10 protein-coding genes are annotated in these 8,506 nt (G+C 61.1%); 9 read left to right on the top strand and 1 reads right to left on the bottom strand.

Annotated features, from left to right (window positions below; translation table 11 throughout):
- The first annotated feature begins 30 nt into the window (after positions 1-30).
- From FW800_RS21410 to FW800_RS21390, 5 genes are all read left to right on the top strand, one after another.
- On the top strand, positions 31-1,290 hold the full coding sequence (locus FW800_RS21410; RefSeq protein WP_446438413.1) for an NADH:flavin oxidoreductase/NADH oxidase family protein: 1,260 nt from the start codon (positions 31-33) through the stop codon (positions 1,288-1,290).
- A gap of 78 nt (positions 1,291-1,368) precedes the next feature.
- Entirely contained in the window at positions 1,369-1,647 is a 279-nt protein-coding gene (locus FW800_RS21405; protein WP_032881025.1) for a phosphopantetheine-binding protein, read from the top strand.
- Between the two features lie 40 nt (positions 1,648-1,687).
- Positions 1,688-2,431, top strand: a complete 744-nt coding sequence (locus tag FW800_RS21400; RefSeq protein WP_032877026.1) for an SDR family NAD(P)-dependent oxidoreductase — start codon at positions 1,688-1,690, stop codon at positions 2,429-2,431.
- Between the two features lie 23 nt (positions 2,432-2,454).
- Positions 2,455-3,477 (top strand): zinc-binding dehydrogenase, encoded by a 1,023-nt coding sequence (locus FW800_RS21395; RefSeq protein ID WP_032877025.1) that lies wholly within the window; start codon positions 2,455-2,457, stop codon positions 3,475-3,477.
- Positions 3,478-3,533: 56 nt separating this feature from the next.
- The gene (locus tag FW800_RS21390) at positions 3,534-3,785 is read left to right on the top strand and encodes an acyl carrier protein (RefSeq protein WP_032877023.1); all 252 of its coding nucleotides are present in this window, start codon (positions 3,534-3,536) and stop codon (positions 3,783-3,785) included.
- 20 nt (positions 3,786-3,805) lie between these two features.
- Here the strand turns inward: FW800_RS21390 and FW800_RS21385 are convergent, their stop codons facing one another.
- A complete protein-coding gene (locus FW800_RS21385; protein ID WP_078820775.1) occupies positions 3,806-4,816 on the bottom strand; it encodes an NAD-dependent epimerase/dehydratase family protein in 1,011 nt (336 codons plus the stop codon).
- A gap of 161 nt (positions 4,817-4,977) precedes the next feature.
- Between FW800_RS21385 and FW800_RS21380 the strand changes: the two genes are divergently transcribed.
- The 4 genes from FW800_RS21380 to FW800_RS21365 are packed head-to-tail and all read left to right on the top strand — an operon-like array spanning position 4,978 to position 8,465.
- Positions 4,978-5,214: an acyl carrier protein gene (locus tag FW800_RS21380; protein ID WP_032877021.1), complete on the top strand. Its 237-nt coding sequence runs from the start codon at positions 4,978-4,980 to the stop codon at positions 5,212-5,214.
- Positions 5,201-6,439, top strand: a complete 1,239-nt coding sequence (locus FW800_RS21375; RefSeq protein ID WP_103735468.1) for a beta-ketoacyl synthase N-terminal-like domain-containing protein — start codon at positions 5,201-5,203, stop codon at positions 6,437-6,439. The genes FW800_RS21380 and FW800_RS21375 overlap by 14 nt, the downstream gene beginning before the upstream one ends.
- Complete coding sequence (locus FW800_RS21370) at positions 6,436-7,701, top strand: hydroxymethylglutaryl-CoA synthase family protein (protein ID WP_032877019.1); 1,266 nt, start codon at positions 6,436-6,438, stop codon at positions 7,699-7,701. The genes FW800_RS21375 and FW800_RS21370 overlap by 4 nt, the downstream gene beginning before the upstream one ends.
- Positions 7,698-8,465: an enoyl-CoA hydratase/isomerase gene (locus FW800_RS21365; RefSeq protein ID WP_032877018.1), complete on the top strand. Its 768-nt coding sequence runs from the start codon at positions 7,698-7,700 to the stop codon at positions 8,463-8,465. Before FW800_RS21370 ends, FW800_RS21365 begins: the two co-directional genes overlap by 4 nt.
- Positions 8,466-8,506 lie beyond the last annotated feature (41 nt).

Raw genomic sequence — 8,506 nt, 5'->3', positions numbered from 1 at the left:
GATCACTCTTCACTCTCAAGGAATGTGACCATGGACCAGAGTCCAGCGCTGCCCGATCTGGGCAGCTCCTTCGTGCTGCCCAATGGCGTGCGCCTGAAAAACCGCCTGGTCAAGGCCGCCATGAGCGAACAGCTCGGAGATCGACGCCATGATCCAGGGTCTGGCATGGAGAACCTCTACCGCCAGTGGGCACAGGGCGGCATAGGTTTGTCGATATCCGGCAACATCATGGTCGATCGCAAGGCCATCGGCGAGTTGAGAAACGTCGTGCTGGATGCCCACAGCGACCTGAATGCATTCCGGCGCTGGGCCCTGGCAGGCAGTAGCCATGGCACGCACCTATGGGCCCAACTCAACCATCCGGGCAAGCAGATCATCAAGCTGCTGTGCGACGAGCCGGTGGCGCCATCGGCCATCAGCCTGGGCAGCGGGCTGGAAAAACACTTCAATTGCCCGCGCGCACTGACTGAGGACGGCATCGAAAAGATCATTGCGCAGTTCGCCACCAGTGCGCGACTGGCCAAGGTCGTCGGGTTCACTGGCGTGCAGATCCACGCGGCCCATGGCTATCTGATCAACCAGTTCCTGTCACCGCTGCACAATCAGCGTAGCGACCAGTGGGGCGGGAGCCTGGCCAACCGCATGCGCTTTTTGGTCCGGGTCTACCAGGCGATCCGCAGCGTGGTGGGTGACGCGTTTCCAGTGGGGATCAAACTCAACTCGGCGGACTTCATGCGGGGTGGCTTTACCGAAGAGGAGTCGTTGCAGGTGGTGGTAGCCCTTGGCAATTTGGGGCTCGATCAACTGGAAATATCCGGCGGCACCTACGAAAGCCCGGTGATGGTCGGCAACCAGGCGGCCAGCACCCGCGAGCGCGAAGCCTACTTTCTCAATTACGCGGCCAGGGTGCGCGAGGTCAGTACGCTGCCGTTGGTAGTCACCGGTGGTTTCCGCTCTGGCGCTGCGATGACCGCGGCGCTGCGAGACGCGGCCACCGACTTCATTGGGCTGGCACGTCCACTGGCGCTGGAGCCGGACATGCCGGTCAAGCTGTTGTCCGAAGCCACTTACCGTGTCGACCTGCGGCCCTTGAGTACAGGCTTTGCCGCCCTGGACCGCATCGCGACGCTCGATGTGTCGTGGTACGAACATCAATTGCAACGTATGGCCCGCCACCAGTTGCCTAAGCCCGGCCTGAGCGAGTGGCTCAGCCTGGGCAAGACCCTGCTGGATTTTGCCGCCTGCGCCAGGAAAAAGCGCAGTACGCAGTGCTCAACCTATAAGCGCTGATAGGTGGCAGCCCTCGGGCACTCTTGTACATTGCGCCCGACAGTCCCTCCCATGAACCCTGAAAGGCGGAACATGTACATGGAAGAAATCTATACGTTCGTAGTCAGTACGCTGGCTTCCAGTTGCAAGGTTCAACCCGGCGATATCGAACCGACCACCAACTTGTTCGCCGATCTGGGGATCGATAGCGTGGATTTTCTCGATGCGGTGTTCTGCATCGAGAAGCACTACGACATCCGTATCCCGGTGGGCCAATGGATGAGTGCCGTCAACGAAGGCAACGCGGCAATGACTGATTACTTCGTGATGGAACACTTCGTTGCCCAGATCGCTGCTCGTGCGGCAGCCTCGGCATGAGTGATACCTGGGCCGTCGGTTGGCCCCGGAAGATTCAGGCATGCGTAGGCAGGTAGTCGTTACCGGCGGCGGCCGAGGCATTGGCGCCAGTATTTCCACGGCGTTGGTGCAGGCCGGGTTTGTCGTGTTGATTGTCGGGCACCGTGGCATCAGCGCGGGCGTTGCCTTGTGCGAAGAGCTGGACGCCCGATACGGCGCAGGCAGCGCACGCTGGGTTGGCTGCGACCTGGGCGATGCCTTGGCCGTGGAGGGCCTGTGCCGCTCGCTGGAGGCAGAAGACATTTATGGTCTGGTGCATTGCGCGGGCGTCAGCCAGGACAGCCTGGCCGCCGTTGCGGACCTGGATACCGCGCGGCACATGATGCAAGTCAATTTCTGGGCATTTGTGCAGTTGTACCAGGCCCTGGTGCGGCCCATGTCCATGCGCCGCGCAGGCAGAATCCTGTGCATCGGCTCGGTCGCAGCCGACTTCGGTATGAAGGGAAATGCGTTGTACGCCAGCAGCAAGGCAGCGCTGCGGGGTTTTGTACGTTCGAGCATGACCGAAGTCGCCTCACGCGCTATTACGATCAATTGTATCGAGCCGGGTTTTATCGAGACGGCACTGCTGGATCGCTACGCCGAACAGCGTTCGGCCATCGACCGGCGGATCCCAGCGGGTCGCTATGGTTCGCCGGAAGAAGTGGCGGGGCTGGCGGCGTTTTTGTTTTCAGAGGCCGGCAGCTACATCAACGGGCAACATCTCACCGTCGATGGTGGCCTGTCACGCAGCATGGCCGGCTAGCCAACCTGTAATGAGGAGGTTTGATGCGGGCGCTTCAACTGGTTGATAAACAGCGCCTGGCGCTGCGCGAGCTGGTGTTGCCTGCCAGGCCCGCGCCGGGTCACGCACGGGTGCGCATGGCGTTCATGACGCTTAATCACCTGGATCTTTTCGGTTACCGCGGGATGGCCTTCGCACGACGGACATTGCCTGTCACGGTGGGTGCCGAAGGCGCAGGCTTTGTGCAGGACGTGGGGCCAGGTAGTGACCCCGAACTGATCGGGCAGGCCATGGCGATCTACCCCAGTGTATTTTGTGGGTGCTGCCCGGCCTGTCTAGCCGGCCGGGAGAACCTGTGCGCCGACTCGCCCGGCGTAATGGGGTTTCATTGCGACGGGGTTGCCGCCGAGTACGTCGATGTCCCGCTGCGTATGCTGGTGCCGATACCTGCTGGCGTGCCCATGGAAATGGCGGCCTGCGCGCCGGTGACCTTCGCCACGGTGCACCATATGTTGATCGACAACGCACGCCTGATGAGCGGCGAAACCCTGCTGGTGCACGCGGGAGGCAGCGGGATCGGCTCAATCGCCATTCGCCTGGCCCGTCACCTGGGCGTCACGGTATTCGCAACGGTTGGTCGTGCCGACAAGGTTGAGCGTGCCCGGGCATTGGGCGCCGAATATGTGATTGATTACCGTGAGGAGCGATTCCTGCGGGTGATTCGCGAGCAGACGGCACGCCGCGGGGTCGACGTGGTGTTCGAGCATGTGGGGGCCGATACCTGGGAGCAGAGTCTCCTGAGCCTGGCGCGTGGCGGCCGCCTGGTGATCTGCGGCTCGACCACAGGCGTGGAGGCGCCCACTAACCTGATGCACCTGTTCAATCAGCAAATTCACATTCATGGCTCTTTCGGTGCGCCCCTGAGTGGGCTGCGCGATGCATTGGCGTTGATCCAGCAGGGCGTGTTGCCCGTGATCGACTGCGTGATGCCGGTGGCCGGTTTCGAAAGTGGCTTGCAGCGCCTGCGCGAGCGGGATGTGTTCGGCAAGATCGTATTGCAATTCTAATCCGCGCCGGCGCCTGCACGCGCCGGCGTTTTTGTCGCTTGTAGGAGGAGGTGAAGATGGAAATCAACGTGGCGCAGCAAACGGTCAGTGAGTCGATCCGTGAGTTGAAGTTGCCGGGATGGGAGACGGCGTCGATCGAGACTGAAACGCACTTGCAGGGTGAACTGGGCATCGACTCCCTGCACAAGCTGATATTGCTCACGCGCTTGCAGGAACGCTCGAATTTCCAGTTTGCACAACTGAACAACGAGGCCTACAAGTTTGACACCGTAGGCGATCTGGTCAATCTCCTGGTAGCGCATGGCTAGGTGCCCTGCGCTACCTTGATTCAGGGTGCTGTCGGGGATAATGATTGAAGGGTATCGGCGACGCTGTGTTCCAGCGGCCGATAGCTCAATTGAAAGGCGCGCCTGGCGCGCTGGTCATCGAATACCCGGCGCACGCCAAGGTTCTGTCGCAGATAGCGACGCGACAGGCGTGGGTTCAGCATCGCGCTGAGGTACATCAACCAGTCGGGTGCTCGTCTTTGGGGTGCCTTGCTGTCGGGAAAGCGCTGCTTGATCATTGTGGCCAGTTCCAGCATCGAAGCCTCATGGCCCGGCACGATAAAGCGCCCCTCAATGACGTCATCCAGCGCCGCGCGCACATGCAGTTCGGCCAGGTCGCGCACATCCACGAAATGAAAGTTCAGGTCCGGGCAGGCCGGTGTCTTGCCCGTGTGCAGGTCATGGAGGATGGCAATGCTGGTGGCAGCATGCCGGGGGTCGAGCACCGGCCCGATGATCACCGATGGGTTGATGCACACCACGCGAGGCTCGCAGGGCCAGGGCTGGAAGGCGTCCGTCACCAGTCGCTCGGCGGCTGTCTTGGAATACCAGTATGGGTCGCTGGCTTCCAGGGAGGCATGGTTCCAGTCGGCCTCGCTGAAGGCGTGCCCGGCTGGCATGTCTGGCGACAGAATGGCCGCCATCGACGAGGTGTACACGAAGGTGCGCACGCTGGCGGCCTGGCGTATGCCGTCGATTACGTTTTGCGTGCCGTTGACATTCATTTCCAGGGTTTGCTGCCAAAGCCGCGAGCCAGGCCGGGCGTTGTTAGTGACGCTGGCGGCGCAGTGAATAACGGTGTCGCACTCACTGAACAGGGCATTGCACGCGCCTGGCTGCGCCAGGTCGACTACGTGTAGGCGCAGTTGCGCGTGGCGGGCTGCCAGGCCTTGCAAATGCGCAGTGGGGCGGCGCAACAGGGCGTCGACGGTGCAGCCGTGGTGCAGCAGCTTTTCCACAATATGGCTGCCCAGAAAGCCTGAGGCGCCGGTGATACAGATGTGTCGGGGCATCGGTAGCGATCCTTGGGTGTTCACACGGTTGCTGGGTATAGCCCAGACCGCGATCACTGACTACTACAAGGTCTTATAGGTTTCCCGCCGATTTCGATCCGCTAAGTTAGTCGCTGCACCCCCTGAGCAACCACCGGTTGAGCCGGCTAAAGGATAGATAAATGACCCAGGCCGAAGTCTTCGATTTGATCGTCAAGCATGCCCGCGAAACCCTCCCTGAGCTTCAACAACCCATCGCCCGGAACGACCGCCTGGTGGACCTGGGCGCCAATTCGATGGACCGCGCCGACATCGTCGCCATGACTTTGAGCGCCCTTGGGTTGCGCATGCCAATGGTGCAGACGCAGGCCGCTCGCAATATCGGCGAATTGGCCGAGTTGCTTCATGGCAAGCTCTGACACGCAAGGGCTGTTGATCAGCGGGCTGGGCGTGGCTTCGTCCATCGGCACCGGTCAGCATGACTTTATCCAGGCCTTGCTGGCTGGCAATCATGCTTTTTCGATGATGCGCCGCCCGGGTCGTCAGTTGGAAAGCACATTCATCGGTGCTGAAATCGATGTGGACGAGCAAGCCGGCGCCAACCTGGAATCCGGTTCGCGGGGTATGTCGTTCTCTGCGCGCATTGCCCTGGCGACCTTGGCAGAAGCGTGGGCGGATGCGCAGCTGGATCAGTGTGACCCGACGCGTATCGGCCTGGTGGTCGGTGGCTCTAACTTCCAGCAGCGCGCCATCGAGCAGGCCCATGCGCCTTGCGCGCTGACCCCGTACTTCATCAAGCCCAGCTACGCGACGCAGTTTCTCGATACCGACCTGTGTGGAGTTTGCACCGAGCGCTTCCCCATTCGGGGGTTCGCTTACACTCTGGGGGCTGCGTCGGCCAGTGGGCAGATGGCGATTATCAATGCGGCCCAGGCTGTGCGAGCCGGGGATGTGGACGTGTGCATTGCCTTGGCGCCGGTGATGGATCTGTCGTATTGGGAGTGCCATGGCTTTCGCTCCCTGGGGGCGATGGGCTCGGACCGTTTTGCCGAGAGTCCGGCCCTGGCGTGCCGCCCTTTTGACCGTGATCGCGATGGGTTCATCTACGGTGAATCCAGTGCAGTCGTGGTGATTGAAAGCGAGGCCAGCGTGCGCCGCCGTGGCGTTTCGCCGTATGCGCGGATTGCCGGCTGGTCAGTGGCGATGGACGGCAATCGCAACCCCAACCCTTCGTTTGACGGGGAGTCCTGTGTGATCCGCCAGGCCCTGGACAAGTCGGGCTGGCGGGCGCGCCAGGTGGACTATATCAACCCGCACGGCAGTGGCTCGGTACTGGGTGATGAAACCGAACTGCGTGCCTTGGCTCATTGCGGCTTGCGCGAGGCGTCGATCAACGCGACCAAGTCCCTCATCGGTCATGGCCTGGCTTCTGCCGGGCTGGTGGAGACCATAGCCACGGTACTGCAAATGAAGGCCGGGCAACTGCACCCCAACCGCAACCTGGATCACCCCCTGGATACCGGGTTCGCATGGGTCTGCGACCGCGCTGAACAGCACGCCCTGCGCTGTGCACTCAACCTCAGCTATGGCTTCGGCGGCATCAATACAGCGTTGTGTCTGGAAAACTCAGGAAGGCTGCAATGACGAGGCAAGTGGGTATCGAGGCAATGAACGTATTTGGCGGCGCGGCGAGCCTGGATGTGACCATGCTTGCGCGACACCGCAAGCTGGACTCCCAGCGTTTCGGCAACCTGTTGATGCACGAAAAGAGCGTGGCGTTGCACAGCGAAGACCCGGTGACGTTTGCCGTGAATGCCGCCAAGCCACTGATCGATGCCTTGAGCCCGCAAGAGCGCGATCAGATTGAGTTGTTGATTACCTGTACCGAGTCGGGAATCGATTTCGGCAAGTCCGTCAGTACTTATGTGCATGACTACTTGGGGCTGAAAAAAAACTGCCGGGTTTTCGAACTCAAGCAGGCCTGCTACTCGGGCACTGCCGGTTTTCATAGCGCGGTGCAGTTCGTGTTGTCCCAGACCTCGCCCAATGCCAAGGCACTGGTGGTCGCAGTGGACCTGTGTCGCTTCCTGATGATTGGTGAAGGCGGCGCCGCGGCGCAGGACTGGGCTTTTTCGGAACCCAGTGGCGGTGCGGGCGCAGTGGCCATGTTGATCAGTGACAAGCCGCATGTATTCAGCCTCGACATCGGCGCCAGTGGTTATTACAGCTTCGAGGTGATGGACACCTGTCGGCCGGAGCCCGACAGCGAAGCCGGGGACGCCGATCTATCGTTGATGTCGTACCTGGATTGCTGTGAGCAAACCTTCAATGAATATCGCCTTCGGGTCGACGACGTGGACTATGCGCGCACGTTCGACTACCTGGCGTTTCACACGCCTTTTGGTGGCATGGTCAAAGGCGCGCACCGCTTGATGATGCGCAAGTTCGCGCCAGCCGACCCGCCAGCCATCGAAGCTGATTTCGCCCAGCGTGTGGCGCCCGGGCTGGCGTACTGCCAACGCGTGGGCAATATCATGGGGGCCACGATGTTTCTGTCCCTGGCCGGCATCATCAGCACCGCGCGGTTCGATGAGCCTCGGCGTATTGGATGCTTTTCCTATGGCTCGGGTTGCTGCTCGGAGTTTTTCAGCGGTACGGTCACGCCCCAGAGTCGTGATCATCTGTCTGCCCAGGCCATCGCACAACAACTCGATAGTCGCTATAGCCTGAGCCTGGCTGAGTACGAGTCAATCCTGCTGGGCAATGACGCCGTGCGGTTTGGTACCCGCGACCACACCGTCGCCTGTCCAGTCACCGACAGCGTAATCGCGGCGGGAGGGTTGTCGGGCAAGTTACTGTTAAGCGCGATCAACGGTTACCACCGCGAATACAGTTTCCAGCCATGAACTTCCAGGCCACCGAGTTTCGCACTGAAGGCAGCCTGGCATTCCTGCGTTTTGCGCGTCCTGAGTCGAACAATACGATCAACCGCCAAATGGTCGACGAATGCCTATGGGTATTGGAACACTGCCAGGCGCATTCGACCGTGCTGGTGCTTGAAGGCGGGCCCGAGGTTTTTTGTTTCGGTGCAGATTTCCAAGGCATGCATGACGACGCCGTGCGCGGCGCCAGCGAACGCCATCAACCAGAGCGGCTCTATGAAATCTGGCAGCGTATGGTTACCGGTTCGTTCATCACGGTGAGTCATGTACGGGGCAAGGCCAACGCAGGGGGCATGGGCTTCGTGGCTGCGAGTGACATCGTTCTCAGCCATACCGATGCCCAGTTCAGCCTCTCGGAACTCATCTTTGACGTAATGCCGGCGTGTGTGTTGCCGTTTCTGATTCGTCGCGTGGGCTTCCAGCGCGCGCATTACCTGACGCTGTCGACCCAGCCGGTCAGTGCGGCACAGGCCAGCCAGTGGGGGCTGGCGGACGACGTGGCAAGCGATAGCGATGCGTTGCTGCGCCGCCACCTGTTGCGCTTGCGGCGCCTGTCCAAGCATGGCGTCGAGCAATACAAGGGCTATATGAACAGGCTGTCCACGTTACCGTTCGACGCCCGACAGATGGCCATCGAGCAAAATCACCAGGTATTCAGCAACCCGCGCACCCGCGAAAACATCCACCGCTATGTCAGCCACGGCCTGTTCCCATGGGAGCCTGATTGATGTGCCTGACGGGCGCGCCCATGGCTGGCGAATCGTTGCAA

Source organism: Pseudomonas sp. 910_23 (genome assembly GCF_052850795.1).
This window is presented reverse-complemented; position numbering and strand designations above follow the sequence as displayed.

Bases quoted from the DNA above. Each gene is read 5' to 3' on its own strand.
- FW800_RS21390 (WP_032877023.1), top strand. From the start codon at position 3,534: ATGGAAATCAACGTGGCGCAGCAAACGGTCAGTGAGTCGATCCGTGAG.
- FW800_RS21370 (WP_032877019.1), top strand. From the start codon at position 6,436: ATGACGAGGCAAGTGGGTATCGAGGCAATGAACGTATTTGGCGGCGCG.
- FW800_RS21385 (WP_078820775.1), bottom strand. From the start codon at position 4,816: ATGCCCCGACACATCTGTATCACCGGCGCCTCAGGCTTTCTGGGCAGC.
- FW800_RS21410 (WP_446438413.1), top strand. From the start codon at position 31: ATGGACCAGAGTCCAGCGCTGCCCGATCTGGGCAGCTCCTTCGTGCTG.
- FW800_RS21365 (WP_032877018.1), top strand. From the start codon at position 7,698: ATGAACTTCCAGGCCACCGAGTTTCGCACTGAAGGCAGCCTGGCATTC.
- FW800_RS21395 (WP_032877025.1), top strand. From the start codon at position 2,455: ATGCGGGCGCTTCAACTGGTTGATAAACAGCGCCTGGCGCTGCGCGAG.
- FW800_RS21380 (WP_032877021.1), top strand. From the start codon at position 4,978: ATGACCCAGGCCGAAGTCTTCGATTTGATCGTCAAGCATGCCCGCGAA.
- FW800_RS21375 (WP_103735468.1), top strand. From the start codon at position 5,201: ATGGCAAGCTCTGACACGCAAGGGCTGTTGATCAGCGGGCTGGGCGTG.
- FW800_RS21400 (WP_032877026.1), top strand. From the start codon at position 1,688: ATGCGTAGGCAGGTAGTCGTTACCGGCGGCGGCCGAGGCATTGGCGCC.
- FW800_RS21405 (WP_032881025.1), top strand. From the start codon at position 1,369: ATGGAAGAAATCTATACGTTCGTAGTCAGTACGCTGGCTTCCAGTTGC.